General features: G+C 43.1%; 9 protein-coding genes and 1 pseudogene. 1 reads left to right on the top strand and 9 read right to left on the bottom strand.

Annotated features, from left to right (window positions below; genetic code table 11):
* Nucleotides 1-67: 67 nt before the first annotated feature.
* From FAM09_RS09220 to FAM09_RS09205, 4 genes are all read right to left on the bottom strand, one after another.
* Nucleotides 68-1,684 (bottom strand): RagB/SusD family nutrient uptake outer membrane protein, encoded by a 1,617-nt coding sequence (locus FAM09_RS09220; protein WP_136576807.1) that lies wholly within the window; start codon nt 1,682-1,684, stop codon nt 68-70.
* Nucleotides 1,685-1,809: 125 nt separating this feature from the next.
* A complete protein-coding gene (locus FAM09_RS09215; protein ID WP_243751635.1) occupies nt 1,810-5,040 on the bottom strand; it encodes a TonB-dependent receptor in 3,231 nt (1,076 codons plus the stop codon).
* Between the two features lie 247 nt (nt 5,041-5,287).
* Nucleotides 5,288-6,436, bottom strand: a complete 1,149-nt coding sequence (locus tag FAM09_RS09210) for a FecR family protein (RefSeq protein WP_136576805.1) — start codon at nt 6,434-6,436, stop codon at nt 5,288-5,290.
* 194 nt (nt 6,437-6,630) lie between these two features.
* Nucleotides 6,631-7,215: an RNA polymerase sigma-70 factor gene (locus FAM09_RS09205; protein WP_136576804.1), complete on the bottom strand. Its 585-nt coding sequence runs from the start codon at nt 7,213-7,215 to the stop codon at nt 6,631-6,633.
* A gap of 377 nt (nt 7,216-7,592) precedes the next feature.
* Here FAM09_RS09205 and FAM09_RS09200 point away from each other — a divergent pair, with 377 nt between their 5' ends.
* Nucleotides 7,593-8,720 (top strand): cell division protein ZapB, encoded by a 1,128-nt coding sequence (locus tag FAM09_RS09200; RefSeq protein WP_136576803.1) that lies wholly within the window; start codon nt 7,593-7,595, stop codon nt 8,718-8,720.
* Nucleotides 8,721-8,846: 126 nt separating this feature from the next.
* Here the strand turns inward: FAM09_RS09200 and FAM09_RS31005 are convergent.
* From FAM09_RS31005 to FAM09_RS09170, 5 genes and pseudogenes are all read right to left on the bottom strand, one after another.
* Nucleotides 8,847-9,035, bottom strand: a pseudogene (locus FAM09_RS31005) (PIN domain-containing protein); the annotation flags it as partial.
* Between the two features lie 102 nt (nt 9,036-9,137).
* Nucleotides 9,138-9,383, bottom strand: a complete 246-nt coding sequence (locus FAM09_RS09190) for a hypothetical protein (protein WP_208025518.1) — start codon at nt 9,381-9,383, stop codon at nt 9,138-9,140.
* Between the two features lie 1,727 nt (nt 9,384-11,110).
* Nucleotides 11,111-11,743: an NADAR family protein gene (locus FAM09_RS09180; protein WP_136576801.1), complete on the bottom strand. Its 633-nt coding sequence runs from the start codon at nt 11,741-11,743 to the stop codon at nt 11,111-11,113.
* Nucleotides 11,744-21,106, bottom strand: a complete 9,363-nt coding sequence (locus FAM09_RS09175; protein WP_166437076.1) for a LamG-like jellyroll fold domain-containing protein — start codon at nt 21,104-21,106, stop codon at nt 11,744-11,746.
* Nucleotides 21,107-21,116: 10 nt separating this feature from the next.
* Complete coding sequence (locus FAM09_RS09170; RefSeq protein ID WP_136576799.1) at nt 21,117-21,896, bottom strand: hypothetical protein; 780 nt, start codon at nt 21,894-21,896, stop codon at nt 21,117-21,119.
* Nucleotides 21,897-21,905: the final 9 nt, after the last annotated feature.

Below are 21,905 nucleotides of genomic sequence, written 5' to 3'. Positions count from 1 at the left end.
TCATACCACTTACTTCGGCATCTTAATATACTTGCGATCCAAACAAAGATTCAGATAACAAAAACACTTAATACCCATCATTCTGCTCCAGTACCGCGTCTTTGTTCAGGTCTCTTTCTGATTGCGGAATGGGCAACAGCAGGTGCTTGGTGGTTAAACCTAACACGGGGTTGATAATTTGGGTATTGTATTTAGTTGTTCTGGTGACCAACGTTTTGGTGCGCATCAACGTCATCCGGCGGTTCTCTTCGGCCAGCAATTCGCGGGCTCTTTCATCCAGGATAAAATCCATGGTTACCTGACCAGCCGTTACCGGCGTAGCGTTTGCTCTTGCCCTTATTACATTCAGCGAGGCGGCGGCTTCGGTTAATTTACCCTGTTTAAACTGGGCCTCGGCCAATAACAAATAAGTTTCGCCCAAACGCATTAAAATAAAATCTTTAAACATGGCAAAGCCAAATACATCGTTCGGATCGTACTGGTACCATTTGGTAGTATGCGGCGCGATCTTAAACACGGTGTCAGCGCCCGTATACGGCACCTGCTGACCATAGTTAGCCTGCCCTGCCGTATTATAATAAAATTTATGGCGAAGGTTATTCTCCGAATTACGCATATCTCCAGGCTCATACAACCCATACACTACCCAATCGGTAAGGCGCATGCGGGCAATGCCTCTGCCGCCGAGTGAATCGCAAATGGTCATACCGGTAATTTGATAATAGGCAGCGCCCCAGTTACGGCGTTGTTGCGGAGCGCCACTATATCCACCTACGACTGTAGCAGTATTCTCCAACTCCATTACCCAAATGGCTTCTTTGTTCCCTTGTCCGTACCGTTGATTGCCATACACAAACATATCGGAGAACGGATCACCGGGCAGGTTGGTTTTTACACCATATCTCGCTTTGGTAAGACTAAATTTACCACTGCTGATAATAGCCTGGCATTGCGCTTCGGCCAGGTCGTTCTTACCCATACGCAAATACACTTCAGCCAGTAATTGCTGAGCCATGGCTTTATTGGCACGGCCATACAGTTTACCTTTTGAATTTGATTTTAAATTATCAATGGTTGGTAAATACGTTGCGGCAAATGTGAGGTCTGCAACGATCAATGCGTTTACTGAATCCAGTGAGGCCCTTGTAAAATCCGTCTTGGGCTTGGAAAGCGGTTGGGTAACCAGTGGCACTTTGCCAAACAAGGTAGCGAGCGTATTATATGCATAGGCCCTGAAAAAACGGGCTTCTCCGTTGTAAGCGTTTTTCCCGGCGTCAGACAGGCTGGTGATGGCAGAATTCTCCGCATTTACGATAATGTTATTGGCATTATTGATCATCTGGTAAGCCCAGCTCCAGGTAAAGGAGGCTGCCCCATCCGTTGCTATCAATTGCGTATAATCGTAATAAGGCACTTCAATACCCTGCTTTTGCGTGGGGGGCACAAAGGCGATGTCGGTGCCTGCATTCCATACACTGGGCCAGCCCTGCGCATCGCTTTTAGAGAAGAACAATCCCAACTGATAATATAAGCCGATGGATGCCGCATCAAAACCCAATGAGTCGGTCAGTGTTTCCGGCGCATAGCTTGAATATAATTTCTCGTCGAGAAACTTTTTGTTGCATGAATACAAACCCTGCAACACGAGGTACACACAAAATATGTTGATTATATTCCTTTTCATGTGATAATAATTATTTGATTTTGGCCACATGGAATTCGTCGTAAAAATTTTCATCGCACCTAACATAAATTTGCTCGAAAATTTTTACGGCTCATTTCATTTGTAATAATGTTTAAGTTGATCAATTAACGAAGTCCTACATTAACACCAAAAATGAATGATCTAACAAGCGGGTAGTTATTATCCCAGCCGTTACTGCCTCTGAAAGTGAAGTCATTTTCAGGGTCCCAGCCTACCCAATTGGTGAATGTATACAGGTTACGACCACTTACATAAAAGGTCAGGCTACCCAGTCCTGTTTTATTTAATAAGCGTTGCGGCGTTGTGTAACTTAAGGTTGCGTCTTTAATTCTTGTATAGCTATTGTCTGAAGCATATCCATAACCGCGGGTGTTGGTATATCGCAATGAAGGCCGTGTATTGCTTTTGTTGGTTTCCGTCCAGTAACCAATTTCCGCAGCGGTGTTCATGCGACCCGCTTCATCGGCAAAGGTTAAATTAGGATTGTTCTTCAATGCGCCCTGGAAGGTTTGAATGAAAATGTTCAGGTGCCAGTTCTTATAATGGAAGGTATTGGTGAGGCCACCGATCCATTTAGGCAGCGTAGAGCCCAATACGGTTCTGTCATCAGCCGTAATGGTTTTGCTGCCATTTCGATCTTCAAATTTCAAATCGCCGGGCTTAACACCGGGGTCCTGGCTCGATGCATCTTCACCGGTTTGCCAAACGCCCTGCAGTACGTAATCATACACTACAAATAATGGCTGGCCTATAAACCACCGGTTGCCAAGGTCGTCTTTCTTATCACCATACAGGTCAACGATCTTGTTCCTGTTCCTGGAGAAGTTCAGCATAGACTCCCATTTAAAGTCACCGGCTTTTACGTTAACCGTGTTCAGCGTTATTTCCAATCCATTGTTTGATAATTTACCCAGGTTATCCCAAACGATCTGGTAACCGGTTGCCGCGGGCAGGTTGCGTCTCAGTAAAATGTCGGTTGTGCGGGTGCTGTACACTTCAATGGTACCGCTAATGCGGCTGTTCAACACCGAGAAGTCGATGCCGGCATTGAAACCGGTTGTTGATTCCCAATGCAGGTCTTTATTACCCATGGTACTGGTGCTTATTACGCCAATGGTGCTTACGCCATTATAAGGGAAGCGAACAGAGGCATTGGTAGATGCGGTCCCATTGGGATCGATGGCCTGGTTACCAGATTTACCGTAAGACATACGCAACTTCAAATTGTTCACGAACGAAACAGGGCTCATGAAATTTTCGTTGCTGATGTTCCAACCTAACGCAAATGAGGGGAACAGTCCGTATTTGTCGGTATTGGCGCCAAAAGCGGAATAGCCATCGCGACGGGCAGTAACGGTTAACAGGTAGCGACTGTCGTAATTATAGTTCAACCGGCCCATTTGTGAGATCAGGGTACTTCTGTTCTGGTTAGAACTTGCGGTCAATGTAGCGGCAGCACTTAAATTCTTATAAGACAACTCATCGTTTACGAAACCTACGCCCGTTGTAGAGGTTGTAAAATAATCGTTCTGTTGCGCACTGTACAAACCGGTAAAGTCAAAATGATGCTTTTGCCAGTCTTTGGTATAGGTGAGAATATTTTCAAAGATCCAGTTCTTGTTCTCGGTGCTGCCCACCGTTGCTGTTCCCAACAGGTCATTTGCCTTCCGGCCAACGTAATTGGCGGTTCTGCCGGGAAGGTACGACCAGGCGGCATTCGCGCGGTATTTCAGGCCCTTTAAAAAGGCAGGTTTTAATTCAAGATAAAAATTACTGTTCAGGTTATTGCCGCGGCTTATACGATCGTTATACAAACCCAGCAATGGATTTACATATAACAATTCGGGGTTCATGGGATAGATCTCATAGTCGCCAGTGGCTTTACGCAGTGTTCCATACGGACTCATAATAGCACCCAGGTAAAAGTTAACCCTTCCGCCATCGTAATTATTATTCACAAAGAATAATGAAGTACCAACGGTGAGGAAGTCGGTAAGGTTTACATCGAGGTTCGACCGGATGCTCAGCCGACGGTATTGATAGCCCTTCACCACGCCTTTTTGATTCAGGTATTCGCCCGACAAATAATATTTCACATCTTTCGTTCCGCCAGATATACTTATATTATGGTCCTGGATGATGCCCTGTTGGGTAACTTCTTTTATCCAGTCAACTGTTTTTCCATTATTGTAATTGGCAATCTCATATGCATTGGGCAGGATGTTCGTTTGTGTTTGCGTGGGGTTCACCTGCTTCCACCAGTCGGCATATTTCTGAACATATTGTTCGGGGCTGCTGGGCTTCATCACATGCGCTATGTTTTCCAAACCGGTGTAACCACTGTACCGGATAAGCGGTTTGCCCGACATCCCTCTTTTGGTAGTGATGAGAATTACGCCATTGGCGCCGCGGGTACCATAAATGGCTACCGCAGAGGCGTCTTTCAATACTTCAATAGAAGCAATGTCATTTGAGTTGATGTCGTTGATGTTACCACCAGTAGTGCTGAACGGAATACCGTCCACTACAATGAAAGGTGTTCTGTTGGCATTGATAGAATTAATACCGCGTACAGTAACGGTAGCGCCGCTACCGGGCACCGATGAGTTTTGGGTAACATTTAAACCAGCTACCGAGCCTTGCATCGCCTGGTATATATTGGTAACGGGCAGTTCACTCAAACGCGCTTTGGGAACAGATACTACCGAACCGGTAACATCTGATTTCTTTTGCGTACCATAGCCTATTACCACTACCTGGTTCAGATCGGCGACGTTCTCCTGCAGCACAATATCGATTGTATGGCGGCCTTTCACCGGGATCTCCTGATCGAGGAAACCCACCGAACTAACGATCAGTACGGCGTTCTCACTGGTAACATTTAATGAGTAGTTCCCATGCTCCTTTGTAGAAGTACCATTGCTGGTGCCTTTTTCCTGCACGGTTACATTTGGCAGGGCCGTATTGCGGGTATCTGTAACACGGCCTGTTATTTCAAAAGACAGCGGGGTACGTTCTTCCGCCGCCTCTTTTTGTTCCGTTGAAATAACGATGAGGTCGTTGCCAACTATTTTATAAGTAAGAGAGGTTTTGTTCAGCAGTTGTTTCAATACATTACCAACCGGTTCAGCCTGCACGTTTATATTGATCTTTTGTTCGGCCGGTAAGATCTCTTCATTGTATACAAACCGAAAATAGGTTTGGCGCTCAATGATCTTGAATGCTGTGCGCAGGGAGCCATTTGCCAGTTTAAGAGTAACTTTTTCCTGGGCAAATCCAACATGCGCTATAGACTGAAGCGAAAAAAAGCATATAAGCAGAACAGTCAATTTCATCAGCAGCAAGCATTTGATAATAGGGGCAGGACATGAGAATGCCCTACATCCATTTTTTTTCATAACTTAGTTTTGAATAGTTAAAGGATGAGAATTTCTCTAAGCAAGAAGGTTGTCAGAATTTAACTTCAAACGGGGGATGCGTCAACATTCTCCGTTTTTGTTTTACGTAGTCAGGTTACTCTTTTCATTGCAAATCGTTTTGGTTACTCAATCGTTAATACATCGTATATATAGTACAAGTACTTTACCAAATGGTGACCTGTGCGCCTTTAATGTCGTACCGGAAGCCGCGCGATAAGCTGAGCGCTTCCATGACGTCAGCCAGTGATTTATTCTCAAAAACACCGGTAAAATGCAGGTCTTTCAGCGATTCATTCTTTAATAGGATGGTTACATTATACCACCGTTCAATTTCCGGTAGCATGCGATCGAAAGATTCGTTCTCAAAAGCCAGTTTATTTTTAACCCACATGGTTTCATAATGGGCAGTGGTATCTTTTTTATAAGGCCGTATTTTACTCAACGTCATCATGGGCTCATTATCTGTATTACCGGCGATACTGTCGCCTGATGTTAGGTTATTATTTACAACAGTAGCATTGTCATTTTTAACGATCAGCTTTTCATCAGGTTTCAGCACTATTTTTTTATCAGGGTTATTGTGAAGGATCACTTCTACAGAACCCCGTATCAGCGCGGTTTCCGTTGTTTTTTCGCCGGGATAAGAACGAACATTAAACGCGGTGCCCAATACTTTTATATCAATAGAGCTGGTATGAATGATAAAAGGAATTCTTTGGCCGGTTTCAGCGGAGGTAGCATGCGCTACATCAAAATAGGCTTCACCGGTAAGGGTTACTTCACGGGTATTACCTAAAAAGTTCTGGCCATAGGTTAATTTACTATCCGAATTCAGCCACACCTGGGTACCATCGGGCAACTCCACTTTTGATTTTGAACCAGGGCGGGTACTGATGGTGTTACTGGCAACAGGATCATCCGTTTTCTTTTTTGAAGGTGAAAAAACAAAAAAGAAGATCAGCACCGATGCCGCTACCCCGGTAGCCAGCCATAACCATCGTAAACGATTGCGATGGGGTACCGGTTCCATCTCAACTGAACGGTTATCAATTCCTTCTTTATCAAACTGCAAAGCAGGCTGAGCCAGGTGATTGCTAAGCCGTTGCAGGTGTTTATCAAAACGAACCTCATTGGCGGCCCCCGCCTCGCGATGCTGCCTGCTGGTCCAGATATTACGCATGATCTCTGCACGCAATTCCAACGAGGGGTCTTGCTTCAGCAGGGTGTTCAGTTCTTCCAGTTCTTCGGCAGTGGCCTCGCCTGTAAGCTGTACACTTAATAAATACCAGACTCTTTCTTCGTTCATGATCATAGGCTGTGATTACTAAGACAAGGGAATGGATGGTTATGTACCAAAGGGGAGAAAAAAAAAATTTGTGACTAATGGAGGCGAAGTAAGATTTTGGGATTGCGGGATTTGGGGATTTCGGGATTTCGAGTTTTTCGAAAGGTTCAAATCCAGGGAAATCGCAAAATCCCTAAATCTCAAAATCAGAAATCGGCATCTCACTTCGTATTTCTAATGTGGTATTGTAAACTAATGGAAACTGGCAATGATTCAGCAATCTTCCGCGTAGCAATAGCTACCTGGTTGCGAACGGTGATCACTGAAATATTCAGAATATCAGCAACTTCTTTATAGCGCATGCCATCTTCTTTCACCATTTGGAAAATAAGGCGGCACTGCGGTGGTAATTGCCTGATGGATTGCCGGATGGTGTTGATGATATCGGCAGAAATGCACAGTTCTTCGGGATTATCGAGGCTGATAACTGTTTCAAGGTCCATTTCGTCGAGACTGACAACGGGATTTTTAAAATGGCGGGTGATATAGTTAAGACAAAAGTTCTTCGCGATCTGGTACAGATAAACTTTCAGGTTCACAATTTCAGGGAGTTTGTTCCTTATCTGCCATAATTTGATAAACACGTCAGAAACAATTTCTTCTGCAACTTCTGAAGACTTTACAAAGGAAAAGCAAAAACGATGGAGATTATTGAAGAAAATGTTATACAAGGCGTGATAGGCCTGCATATCTTCATACAAAGCAATACGCTCCTGCAGCGATCTGATATGGTTGGGATCAGTCAAATGGCAAGTCCTGGTTTTATATTACAACCAATTTCAGCCAAAAAAATAATATGTGCAAAATTTGCCGAATGTTTTTTAGCCAGGACCAATAAAATGTCTAAAACACAGTTGAAATATTCCTCCCCTCCTTGCACACTTATTGCTAAAATCGACGCGCCTATTAGTTTTAATTGCACGTTTATCAAATTTATTTTCAGGACCACTCATCCTTATTTACATTACAGGGCCAAAATCAACCAAAACCATCTGACCTGCACATGATCCCGCTTTTCTGCAATTCACTTCTCACGAAATGTGCTATTCCCAAAAGCAATTGTCAGATCGATCGTATTGGACAACAATTAAAAATAATATCACTAACTATTTAAACTACAACTATGTTCAAAACAAGCTTAACCGCCATTTTTGGGGTTATTGTTCTTCAAACAGGTGCAATGGCACAGGTATACGTAAAAAACACAGGGAATGTAGGTATTGGAACCCAAACGCCTGCTACTAAGTTGGATGTAAATGGTATTGTAACAGCCGGGAATGCAGGCGGAGGTTATCATTTAATAGTAAATGATATTCCCACAGCCCGCTGGGCCCTGGGAACCGGCAATCATGCATTTCATATAGCCAATGATTATCCTGTTACAACTACCTGGGCAGAAAAGTTTGTTATAAGCAGGGATGGGAATGTAGGAATTGGTGTAACAAACCCCAGTGCAAAACTGGAACTGCCCAATAATGGTGCAGCAAGTTTGCGGGTAGGGGTTTCAAGCAATATGGCCAATACCCATACCCAATTACTAAATTCCCTGGCAGTAGTTGGAGAGGTTCCTGCTGCAATTTCCTCTAGTGGAGCAGTAGCCTCGGACTTTTTTAATAATGGCAACAGCCCCACCTGGGCGGGAACGCTCCTTTTTCATTATGGTAGTGGTTTAGGCCAGGGCTACTTATACCCAAACGTCCCCGTTGATAAAAGAAACCTTGGTGTACTGCACTTTCAAAATCAATCAAACGGACTTATCGTGGCAAGTGGAGGTCTCTATTTAGCGGCCGGATATAATTTACTAGCTACTTTGCACGCGAATGGCAATGTGGGTATTGGAACGGATAATCCCGCTTACAAACTTCATGTGAATGGGACTGTTTGGGGAAACAATTTTATTACGTCGGGCGGATATGGCTATCCTGATTATGTGTTTGACTCTACCTATCAGTTACCTACCTTGCAGCAAGTGGAAACCTACATTAAGCAAAATCATCACCTGCCTGAGGTACCATCGGAAGCTGAAGTTAAAAAAGACGGTATAAACCTTCGGGAACACCACGTTATATTGTTGAAAAAAGTAGAAGAACTTACTTTGTATGCAATAGAACAGAATAAAAAACAGCAGGAACAAAATGAAAGGTTGAAGCAGTTGGAGGAGAAAATGGCCGTAATGATGGAAGAAAATAATAAACTGAAAGAAGAGCTGGCAAATTCAAAGACAAAGAAAAAAGCCCGTTGCCGGAAATAACTTTTCAGATTTTCGAAATAATAATATTTGAATGGGGCTGGCCTTTCGGGTTGGCCCCTATTTGTGATGAACTATCAAATGAAATTATTTCGTTGCGACGGGAGTTCGGGTCATTTCAATCCTGCGTTACACTAAAGAAATGTTTTCCACTTCGGAGAAATGTTTATCATTGGTATATATAGGCAGATCATACTGAAGAGCAGTGGCTGCTATCCAAATATCATTTTTTGGAATCGGTTTTCCCTTTTTGAGCAAAGCGGCTTTTACTTTGGCACCTGCCTCCGCAGTACCTTGATCAGCACTCAAAACTGTACATTGTAGTAAGAACGCTTGACGATTTGTTGCTTATCCAGAAAGTTCAAAACTTCCTGATCACCTTTAAACAATTCAATCACAATGCTTGTATCCAGGAGTACTTTATTTCCAGTCATCGGGATTTATTTGTTCAAAACTTTCTTCAATTATACGTTTCATTTCATCAGCTTCTGTTGATGACCATATACCAGAAAACTTTTTAAAGCTTTTAGGTTCTACCGCATGCAGTTTACTTTTGCTTATTACGTTATTCACTTCCTCAAGTACAGCCTCATTCTCAATTTTGAGAATTTCTTCGATCAGGTGTAATTTTTTTGCTTCCCCGTACATAAATGCATTGATTTTCAACAAATAATGATTTTAAATGATTATCCAAACGGGTGGTGTTTGCTGAAGCTGCCCAAAGACCAGTAATGCAGTAACGGGTATAACCCGGGCGGCATCACCTCTATGTTGATTACTGCAACGCGTAAATTGAATTGCGAGGGTTATTGTCCGGATTGCAATGATCAATGTCTGAATTGCGATGAGACTTGTTCGGCTGCAATTACGTTTAGCCTGTTACAGCCTCCAGACTGTACAGCGAAAGAACTATTATGTTTTACGAGCAAGGCAGGCCGTCATTTAAACAATAGCTCTTGCATGCTAAGTTATAGGTATGGTACTTCAGCATACACAGGCTGCACGCAGGTTTTTTTGGCTTATCACCAACCGTTGATCCGCTAAACCTTCAAAGCCGGTATACGGCAGGTCATACACCGTATTGGTGATAGCCACTAAAGGGGAAAAATTATTTAGTCCTCAACTTTTGCATTACTATTTTGCTACTGTTGCCTCGCACTCTTGTACGTTCGGTAATCCTACTCAACACCATAATGTCAAAGAGCTTTACTCTATTTTTGAATATCCGATAGCCTTGATCGAAAACACTGTCAGCCGTGATTGATTGCCCAAATGTATACCAACCAGCACGCTTATTTTTCAAAAATGTGATGGTGTTTTGCCCTTGGTGTGACGGGCTTCGGAAAGTGATGGGATGTTTGGTAGTTTCTCCTCGGAAGCGCTTCCTTTTTTGGGATGGTATTCGGATTATGGTGTGACGAACAATCAAAATCAGGGGACGTTTGACACACTTTCATCGGTTTGTCCTCATTGCCTCCTCGAAATAACCTCGATTCTCCTAGTGTGGGACCTCGGTTTCACCTCAGGCTGTCCTCAGATTTCGAGGACATGTCCTCGGATTCTCCTCTTTGGGTCCTCGGAATCCGAGGAAGCAAAGAGGACCCAAAGAGGAGGTAATGAGGAAGCATTAAGGTTCACACATTGTAATACTTTTTTTGTGATCGCCAGCTTCATGAATGGTTCGGTAACTACAATTACCTTATGCTGCTTACCTGAAACTTAAAAAAACTGCCCGTTGCAATTTATCGCCATTAAACCTGTTATCGTTAAACATCCGGCTCAGTTACTTAAAAAAGAAGTTGCGGGCCGCCTTTTTTAATATCAGTACTTTTTACAAATACGTCAGCCAATTAAAACTAAACGGTCCCAGGCAAGCATAATTCAGAATTTCAAAAGTTGTTTGTGCTTTACAAAAAGTTCGCACCACCCATTGTAGGATTGCTCTTGAAAAATGTGCATGAAAAATATTTACATCCGGCAGGTATAAATAGTTGTCAACTCATTAGCAACGACGGTTCAGAAAATTATGGCCCTGTAAGTTCATTATTGCAAAAGTCACCACCTAACAATACAACACCTGATTGCGCAAAGTGATATTGAGTTTTCAAATTCCATGATTGAAGCGGCTAACAAACAATTAAAGTATCGTTTTTTGTACCATCACTATATAGCCGATTATGACGCTTTGGCTAAATACGTTGAACAATCCGTCAATGATTACAATATCCGGCCGCATCATGTATTGCATGGATTAACGCCTAATGAAGTTTTATGTAAAGATCATAGACGTTGCACTGCAGCCATGAAATTGGGAAAAGCCAGTTAAGCAAAAACAATCCTGTACAAAATCGTAAGAGAGTTAAATTTAGAATATGACCGTTTGAAAATTTAAACTATTCATCGTATACCCCCTCCCACTCCTGGGGTTCTGGAAATTTTTCTCTATATTTTTTTTGATCAGTACTTAGTAAATACTGAACCCATTGCATAAAGTAATCTTCTCCTAAACCCATCCGCCAAAACATATCAAGTTGATCGATGGTTGGAAAAGCTATCCACGGTGGTAAAATCATTGATGGATCATCTATATGTTTCCGAATTTCACTTCTAACATTCATCAATAAAACGCCAAGCCTGTTCTTTCCGGTTCCATCACCGCCGTCGCCCCAATAATTATCATTTTCTGTATGCTCAATAATTAAACTGTCCTCAGTCAACAAAAGCTCCTTTAATAACTTTGGGTGTTGCAGGAACTTACAGCGTAATGCATTATACATTACCTGCTCTTTGATAGCGTCCCAATCGCTTCTTATAATGTTTTTAGAATCCCTGCCTTCAATAGCAGCCTGCATTGGAGATCCAATTGATTTGATCCTTTCCCTAATTTCTATACTTTCAAATTTATTTGCCTGAAAATAATGCTCAACAGTATTCCACCTTTCACTATCTAAATAGATTGGATGAGCCGAAAAGTTAGAAAAAAATCCAAATGGATCGTTTACTTTATAAAATTTTATTTCTTTCATCTACTGACTTGTTGGATACATTATACTAATTGCCTCTACCGGAACTTTGGGCGAAATAGATACTTCCTGCTGCCAAACTGAATAATGATAACCTCTGGAAAATCTAGGTAAAACCATCCAACCTCTCTGAATTGAGGATGCCGGAATTTTTGACAGATCAATTCTTATTATACCATTGCCAGTTGAGAAAGACTTCGCAATATCATATGTTAATGATGTCGAAACCCAGTGGTCATGTAAATAAGCATTCTTACCTGAACCTAGAATTAGATGTTGCTCTAAGCTCCAGGTACCGTTTGGATTTTTACCAAAAACCCCTTCTCCATCAAACAATGTTTTAGCGTTGAGGCTATTCAAACCACGGTAACTATACTCTTTAGGCTGAGTAACCGCCTCTGTTCCAGGTACAAATTTAGGTAAACTTAACCTTCCTCCCTTAGTCGAAAATCCGGAATTTCCAGGAAATCCTCCCAGAGAGAATACCATTTGATCTAAAACAGAACCTCTAATAGCACCTATATCCCCCTGAAGTTTATACATCGCAGCAGCAATTGGCCCATTCGCTATGGCTTCTCCTATGGGCGTATAATAATCACTTCTAACTTTTGCCATAGCCCTTATTACATCTGACTTTTTACCAATATGGCCATTGCCAAATAAATCTGGTGCAACTATTTCCTCTTCAGGCTGTACTGGTTTCATTACTTTATCTGCCCGTACTTTTGCCTGCTGAACTGCTACCGGTGGAGCTTCAGAATGAACAGGCTTTAGTATCACTTTTGCAGAAGATGTCGCTGGAGCAGTAGGATGCGTAGGATATGAACCAGTTATCCATCCATCTTTAGCCCTCAGATTACCAGTATTTATAGGGCCGCTTAATCTTTCACCAGTCCTTGTATTAACGGCCCACATTTCTAATCCATCTAAGTCAATAGCCTGTATAGGAGTATTACTGGCAAATTGATATGGTGTTAATTCAGGATATTCAGCCGTAATAGGATCCACACTCAAAAACTTTCCAATTCTCGGATCATAAATCCTCATCCCATAATCCTGCTGGTTACCCTCCCCCTTCACCTCATTATCATTCTCCTTACCATTAAACCCATACCGGTAATTTCCGCCATTAAAGATACGACCCGGCATTTGCATGCCAAAAGGATAGTAATCGCTTGCCGTTAGAACATTCGCTTCGTAATAATCAATAGTTCCGTTAGTGCCTACATCTATACCGGTTTTATTATCGCTGATAGTGGCCAATATGTTGCCTAAATGATTGCTCAATTCGTACTCCCGTTCACCAATGTTGAACTGTCCATTGCCGGCGCCAGGGGCGATCCAGGTACTGGTAACATCTATATTCGGGCGCCATATGCCCAGCCTGCTGCTGCCATAAAGATGTTGCTCTGACCATTTCATCTTATTATTATCCGTTCCCGAACCCGGTACATACCGGGTGTATACACCTAATACAGTACCCTGGGCATCTCGCACATAAAAGGTATGCTGCGTACTAACGCCCGGGCTTTCCACCGATTTAACGATCCGGTTACCGGCCGCATCATAAGCATACCTGATTGTTTGACCTGTTTTTGTCACCTGCTTTATTTTACCATATAATGTCCAGCTTATTGACGTTCCCCCTTCATTCTTCAAATTTCCAATATTGTCATATTGGTAATAATCCGCCGTTTGGCCGTCTATATCTGTAGTGTACACATTTGACGGAACATTATCCTGAATATGCCGCAACTTATTGTTCACCTTTTGCCCTGCACCGTCGAGGTTATAGTGATACTTCAGGTCATCCATTAAATAGTTTCCGGCAATATTTCCATTCCTATTATAGGTCTCTATATTTCCATTTCCATCGTAGGTAATATTTTCCTGGTAAGCCGGCAGGATGCTGTTGCTGTTCCAGGTGGTACCGCCACCTGCCAGGTCATGCATGCGCATTTGCTTTAACCTGTTTAACTGGTCGTAGCGATAAGTATAGCCTTTTAAAGCTCCATTGTTCAGCATATTAATAGCCAGCGTAGTATGGCTAATATTACCATTGAACAACTCTTTACCACTTGTTGCATTGGGGTCCTGGTAATTATAATTCATACTATAAGCACTACCACCCCCTATCGGCTGGTAATCGCCGTTAAAATATCCCAGGCTAAAGCTCATCACATCCCGGGCAACCAGTGGGAAATTAGAACCCGCCAATCCATCGCCACTCATATCTTTACCGGCATCGAGTTGCTGGCTGTTAATTCCCTTGAGCCATCCCTGCAAGTTATAAGCATAATCCAATCCCTGCACTTTGTTATGCCCCAACTCCGTTCTGGCCAGGGGACCATGCAGGTAATAACGATAGGTTGCTTCTGTATTCCAGATCAATCCATCACGGCTGGTACCGGCTTCAATCACCCTATTATCGGCATCGTATCTATACCTATAATAGAACTGATCACCTTTCCCTTCCTGGTACTTCACTTTGTTCACTTTACCACTTACCAGGTCATAATCATAATCGATCCTTTTGATACCGGTCGCCGCATCAAACAATGATATTTTCTGATTTTCCTGATACAGTGTTTTAGTATTACCGCTTATGTCATAAGAATAATAGGTAGCTGCTGTTCGTTGTGACCCAACAGCACCTTCCAGCACTATACTGGCCGCCACCCGTTTGCGCAAATTCGTTAGTAATCCGGGGGCATACGATGGCGCTTCGTCATAAATAGTTTGCGTTATCTGGCTGTTCTGGCCGCTCTGCATCCAGGTTTGCAAACCGGCATTATCACGGGCTAAAACCTCTGTCATGGATGAACCGGCATTTACTTTTTCACCCACTTCAACTATCCGGTCAAATGCATCGTATTTAGTATAACTGTATCGATTAGCTGGTTCTCCAGGCGTCAATGGTTGCAATTGCTCTGCATTCTGTGATACAGTAAGTTTCCCTAACCGATCGTACCAGAAGCGACTGACACCACCATCCGGTGACGTTTGTTTTATCACCTGGTTCAAACTATTGTATGCATAGGTAGTAGGCAACCCATGGAACGGAACAATAAAGTTATTCAGCGCATCCCTGTTTACCGTATTATAAATATTACTTCCCGCGTTCACCCAATTGTAACCTGAACCGGGCAATGCTACATTGTTATGATTACAGCTTACATCAGCTACAACAGCCCCGTTTTCAGGGTCCATGGGCCAATAACCAACAAGACCTGTTACTGCTGAAGGTGTAATTCCCTGCTGATAATTGGCGCTTATTTGCTGTGCGGTGCGCGCCACATTCCAGATGCGAACTTCATCTATTAAACCGGGCATAAACCCATACGTGCCGCCACCGAAATTATAGCTTGGGTTCACATACTGCTTGGTCGATGTAAGTCCGGTTTTTACCAACTGCCCATTAATATACAGCGAAGGCGTGTTATTGGTATACACCACGGCCACATGCTTTCCACCTGTCATATCTCCCTGCCAAACCAGCAACGACGGCATGTACGCGGTTGCTAACTCATACACACTAACGCCATTGGTACCTACTGAAATCCCCATTCCGGCCCGGTTGGTACTGGCGGCGCCACCATCATCAGGATAGATCAGGTATTGCTGTCCGCTTGTACCTGCAGTTCCAGATTGGGATTGCGCATCAATTTCATGCGTTTGCTCTGGTTTTACCCAAAACTCAACCGTAAAATTGTTGGTAACGTTCGGCAGCCCTTTCGTTTCCTGGTTCAGATTGGCATTTACCTGTAAGGCGCCCTGGTTCGCCACAAGTACTGTTTCTGATACCGGATTACATAATGAAGAAATATTAAACCTGCCCCATATCAATAACGGTGAATTGGTTCCCTTTAACGTCTCTGCAATTGAAAAACAAGGATTGGCATAATTCTCCTGCACTTCTGCACCAGACAACAACCGGTTGTATAATCTTACATGTTTTACCGGTTCAATCACTTCGGCCGGCAATGTATATCCTGCTATAATTGACCAGTCAAATGGATATCCGGATATATTGCCAGGAGGAAGCAATGTAAGTTTGGCGCCGTTTAAATATACATCCCAGGTATCAGCCGTAACGCTGTTTGATTGAACAACCACATGCGACCATTTCTGGATAGAAAGTGAGCCGATGTCGGCCACCATCTGGTTACTAAGGGTTATTGCTATATCGCCAGAGGTACCTGGTTGTAACGAGTATAATTCTACCCACAGTTTTTGGTTGGCAATAGCCGCCTGGTACATGTACTTATGGTCGGGTGTTATAAACCGTACCTGGCTGCCATTTGCAGCATCGATATTATTCAACCATAATTCAATAGACTTTGCGGCATTGCTCTGCAATACGGAACTAACGGTATTCAATGCTGCAGTTTTATCTTCTACTTTAGTAATACCATCGTCTTCGCATGACGAAATATTTAATTGCCGCAGCGTTTGCACCTGGTCTATCTGGCTTTCCGTTAAAAAGCGCACCCCTTCCGGTGGTATGGTTTTTACCAGGTTGCCGCTTTGATCATAATAATAGAGTGTGTAATGGTATTCATACTGCTCGCCTTCTATAGTGGCTGAAGCTTTATTACCTAAACATTTTGAAATATACTGGTTCCTGAATCTTATACGCTCCAGCGTAATGTACCGGTCATATTCCTGTCCGGCCCGTTCAAACGCCGTCATGATACTATTTCCCTGGCAAATGAAATCGTTAAACGGAACTGACGGAGAAGCCGGTTTGTTATACAGTACCGCCGTACTATTTATTGAACATTTTTCAGAGAAAGCAACATAATCACTGTAACCAAGCGCATACCCCAAATTGTGATTACAATAATTCGTAAACAGAACCCGGTAAAGCTTGGTGCTTTGATCAATACCCGGGTATTCATTTAAAAAATTTGATTTCAGCGTATTAACCCTGCTACAATTAACAAATGGATGATCAGTATTTGCGGGAGCAGGTGTGGCCAGTGCTACCGGTAACAAAACCGGTTCATTCAAATACCGGCAACCGGCAGTGCACCTGGTTTCCAGATCCTGTAATTGCGCACTGGTAAGTACCATATCCTCTTCCAGTTCCTGTTTCAGATAGGCATAAAAACTGCCTGCAAAACCAGAAGCATTGTACCGGTTTTTAAGCTGCGTAAGATTGGTACAGATAGTACTGTTTATCTGGCCTGAATTGGGGTTTACATCAACGGGCGTTCTGTTATACGGATAAGGTCTTTCCAACAGGTCCTGGCTAAAGCCCAGTTGAACCAGCGAAGCGCCAACCTTAGCCACAAATGCTGCTTTAAAGTTGCTATACACTCCGGCAGGCGCGGAACCTGAATAGTCGCTGGCAACCCGGATGGTTTCTGGTGTCGTTGCTCTTTGAATATTTACTTTCGCTACCTCCACCAATGCGTTCACCAGGTCATCGATGGTTCCATCTCCTATACTGTTGAAAGCCGCTTCTTCTGTACGAACTGCTTTCAGTTGATCGCTCCAACGTAATTTAAGATTCTCCAAATCTGCCAGGGCAATCGCACGGAATTGGTTCAGGTTCTCTTCATCGGTAGGTATTGGTGTTGGATTGGCATTTAAACAGTTGAGATAACTCGATATATCAATGAATTCATTAAATACACGGTTCTTATTCTGGTATAAAAGATAATTGGGGTGCTGCATGCACACAGATGAAGGGATAACATTCGGTACGCTGGGGCATTCAAGTAAAGTTTCCCTAAGAGTGTATGTTATATGTTCGTCCATTTCTTCCGTAAGATCACCGTCATCAATAAACTCTGTATATTCCATTCCTAAATATACCCGGTCTGTACCTGCCTCTAAAGACACCCAACCCAGATCTATCACACCGAAATCCTGGTTCCCAAGATTATCATACCACCACTCCAGGTGCACATTCACTTTTCTTGGCACATTACCATTATTATATACAAGCCATTTATGCTTTGCATTATAGAAACGTTCATACGGCATATTATTTACATCCGGGATATCCTCGGTTTCTATATGGAAATCGGCCATTGTCGGGCATACAGGGACCTGGGAGCCTCCCTGTGCACATGTCAGCAATGTACCGGCGTTGCCAGTGGATAACAGCGCATCTTTCCCGATAAAACAATCGGTACAACCCGCACTAACCTGTGCTTTTACCTGGTTCAGGTATTTGCTTTTTAACTGGAGATAGTAATTCCTGTATAATTCCCATTCCATTGTCGTTGAGCGGCAGGAAGCATTTACAGAACAAGAAGTCCAGGTGGAAAAAAACACATTAGGATCCGTCGTATTTGTTAAAGGTTTGCAATACAGGGCCCAATCGATAAATGCAAAAATATTCTTTCCTGACTGACCATTTATAATAAAGCCGATAACATTAGAGAAGTCAGCAAGATCGTTGACCATGGAAGCCTTCAGGCTGCTTCCACGCCCGCCATTAAAGAACGGATCAACATCTGCCAGGGCATTCATATTGGAACGGTTATAATATCCCCTGCTTATCGCCTCGTCGCCGGTGGTTACCAGGTCGCGTAATGTTCTGTCAAAATTGTAGCTGGCTTCATTGTTCTTATTGGCGGGTGAAAAACTTTGGTCTTTACAGAACAGGTAACTACAATACTCGATATGCTTTTTAACAAACATATCGGCCCATTCAGGATGGTCTATATAAGCTCTGATGAAGTCAGACTCTGACAGATCACGGATAAACACCGTATTCCCATTATCATCCACATAACTGAAATTATAGATCTCTGTATTGCTGGCGTCGTTCCAGTTATAGAAACGCAATACGTTAATAGTCCTTTCAACGTAACTATACACATTAACGTCGTTCTGCTCCACAGCGGTAATCAAAGCATACTGGCCACCGGGTATAACCTGCTGCTTCATTAGTACCAAATAATCATCACAGGCGGTAGTAACATTACATGAAATACTATTACAATGCGCCTTTAACTCATTCCAGGTGTTGGTGATCCATTGTTGAACCGCACTGTTCGCCTGAACGCCACTGAATTTGTCTGTTCCCAGCAAGTCGAGCACTTTTTGACGGAACGCATCCGGTGTACTACCCAGGGTTTTACAGGCTTCGCAGGTTGTATAACAGCCGGCAAGATCAAGCTCATTCAATTTCTCTTCAAAAAAGGCCTGCAGCTTTTTCAGATCGCTGTTATTCGCTATATAATAATCTGTATGGTAGTTTACCGCATTCTGGCTCAATCGCAGGGTATATGAAACATTATATGACCCACGGCTGGCAATCGGCACAGGCAGCGTTCCGGTTACAGGTTGTGGATTGGCGTTACAGGCCACATTATTTATTGCAAATGGGGTGGTGGTTGCAGTGGCAACGATCTCACCACAATTATTACGAACTTCTATCAGCACATCATAATAACAATTACTGCAAAATTGTCCCTGCCCATGTGTAGTAATTAATGCTGCCGGATTAACCGAATAATGCAAATCAAACGTAACCTGATCTACCGCAGCATTAAACGTGGAGGTAGCCGTCATCACCAATCCAGACGCATTCGCGATAAAATCGGCAGGTTTTATCAGGGTCTCATTGATGCGGGCCCTTGGTTCACCGGCGGCAGCCGAAGGCAATGCATCCAATGTACTGGGTGGCCCACCAGCCAGCGCAGTGGCAACCGTCCTGCCATTCGCATCTATATAGCTCACGCTTGCCTGGCCATTGGCATCTATGATCATATTCTTCAGGTAATGCGAGCAATCTCCTGCTTCCACGCCAAATAACCGGTCCAGTTCCCGTTGACCTGGCTTCCCATAAAAATATTGCGTGGCATGCCCATTGATAGGCTGAAAAGTATTTCCTACCCCACCCTGACGGCGGATGCGCCCGGTATTGTCGGGCATATATTCGGTCAGGGAATAAGGGTATTGCTGGGCATCGGGAACATATTTGGTAAAATAAAATTCATTATCACTCTTAAACGGATTCCCCGGCGAATAATACTTTGAGGCGCCGCTGCTGACATTCAAAGGACCTGCCTCAGCAACACAATTACTGCTTAAAGTAATGTCTGTATGACTAAAGGCGTTGCCGGTACTGTTTACATTGAAATCTGTATAATAATTAAGGCTTTTGCTATTGGTAGGCGCAGGCAATATACTGACCGCAGGGCGGCCCATTTTATCATAAATCGTTTCCTGTACAATTGCCGTTTCCTGTCGGTCTGTAGTGCTATTTGGAACCAGGGTCAAATCACTATTACTTAACGTAATAGCCTGCCTTTCCCGCAATGTGGCATCAAAATAGTTGATTACTTCTTTTCGCTTTCCTTCTTCTGCAAAGGCTGCTGTGTATTGGTAGTTCATACCCGGCTCATGCGCTGTTACCGGCACACAAACTGCAGATCCTGAACCGTTATCATAATCCCATAAACCCGTAAGCCTCAAATTGGTATTTGCCTGGTACGATACGCCGCGAACCCTCACAAGCACATATCCATCAGGGTATGGCAAATTAATAGTATAAGAAGATGATGATAGGGTAACCCGCGTATTATCATTCACCATCCATTCGGTTGCTTTGGCATATGGTAATGAGGCCCCATTACCATAACTTGAATATATAATTCCTCCGTTTGTACTTAACCTATCGATAAAGGTCCACTCAATGTCATATTCCTCGGGATTGCCAAAATGCTGCGGATTCCACGAAACAACCAACTGGTTATTATTGATAACGGTACCCGTAAAAAAGCCGGAAGCCATTAAAGAAAGGGCATTCACTCCGTTACTTTGCAGGTTGAAATATGTCAGGTCGGCCTGCAACGGACCAATAGCATTGGGATTAAACGGATATTTCCGTTCAACCAGGATCTGGTTCTTTAACCTGAAAAGGGCCGGAATATCACTCCCCCATTCCTGTGAGGTTATTGAATTTACAACGACTACAACCTTAAATGCATTTTTAAACTTGTAATGCGCATCTGCCGGATAGAATGCACCTTTGGCGGTATCGTACTTCACTACCAGGTTCACATTATTGATCTCTTCCGGCACTGTTTGATCACGACTGGTGAAATACTTAACCGATACATTTAAAGTACAGGTAAATGATTTGTTATAAAAAAATATTGACGTGTCAGATCGCAGTTCAAAAGAAATGATATTGTCAACAGACAGATGTTGTATATTATTCCAGTCGCTGAGCGACAGATGCAGGAACTTATCATCTATCACCACGCAGGAATCGCCCTGCTTTATTTTACCGGTCAATGTTTGAATATACGATTCACTGGCTGCCAGCAATACAGTTGCCGGCAGGCAAAGCAGGAAAAACAATACCAGTATTCTTCTAATAATGTGCTGTACCGTCATAAAGAAAGGCTTACTGTTCAGGATTAGAAACATGCAATTGATAGTCTTGATACTTCAATGCTGGTTCGATCTGATCTTTTTTTATGGTAATAATTTTACTGATCTCTTCTTCGATATCCATGTTAACAGCCGGCAATTGCCGGTAATCGATGTGGCTTATCCATACCTGGCTGGCAGCAGCCGTTTCAGCGGCAACTCCCTCTTTCCACCATTGTATGGTTGCACGCTTTACCTGGTAGGTAGCCGGATCATATGTTATATCGAATGTCTTTATCTCAGGATTAAAATCACTTTGACAGGAAATTTCCCGTTCATTGTCATTTTTTTGAATAACCTTTCCGGCGATCCTGAAATCAGCCTGTTCATTAAACAACATATCAAAAGTTAGCTGCCGCATGGGCCCCTTAACCCTTTTATGTTCCGTTGCCACCGGCGATACCACAATAACCTGGTTTACCGTATCGAGCTGTACAACCAGCTTGCCGTTACAAAACACTTGCAGGTAACTGAACTGCGAATAGTATTTATCCTGCCTCCTGATATACCGGCAGGTTGTTTGTTCCTTTATTTCGTCCGGTGCTTCCCCGTCGTATAAAGTAATGCTGGCATCCAGACTAATGCTACTGTCATTTTTAATTCGATCGCATATACGTTGATATTCTTCCTTTGCACCCGGCAGTTCATTATCAACGTTCGCATTTGCAAACCAGCCTGCCAGGTTACCGGCTATTGACAAACCCGATACAGCCACTGCCAGTATTAAAAAAATTATTGCTTTCTTTTTCTGCATACGATATAA

This window comes from Niastella caeni, from assembly GCF_004834005.1.
Classification (GTDB): Bacteria; Bacteroidota; Bacteroidia; order Chitinophagales; family Chitinophagaceae; genus Niastella; species Niastella caeni.
Note: the sequence above shows the minus strand (reverse complement) of the source record. Positions and strands in the feature narration are given on the sequence as shown.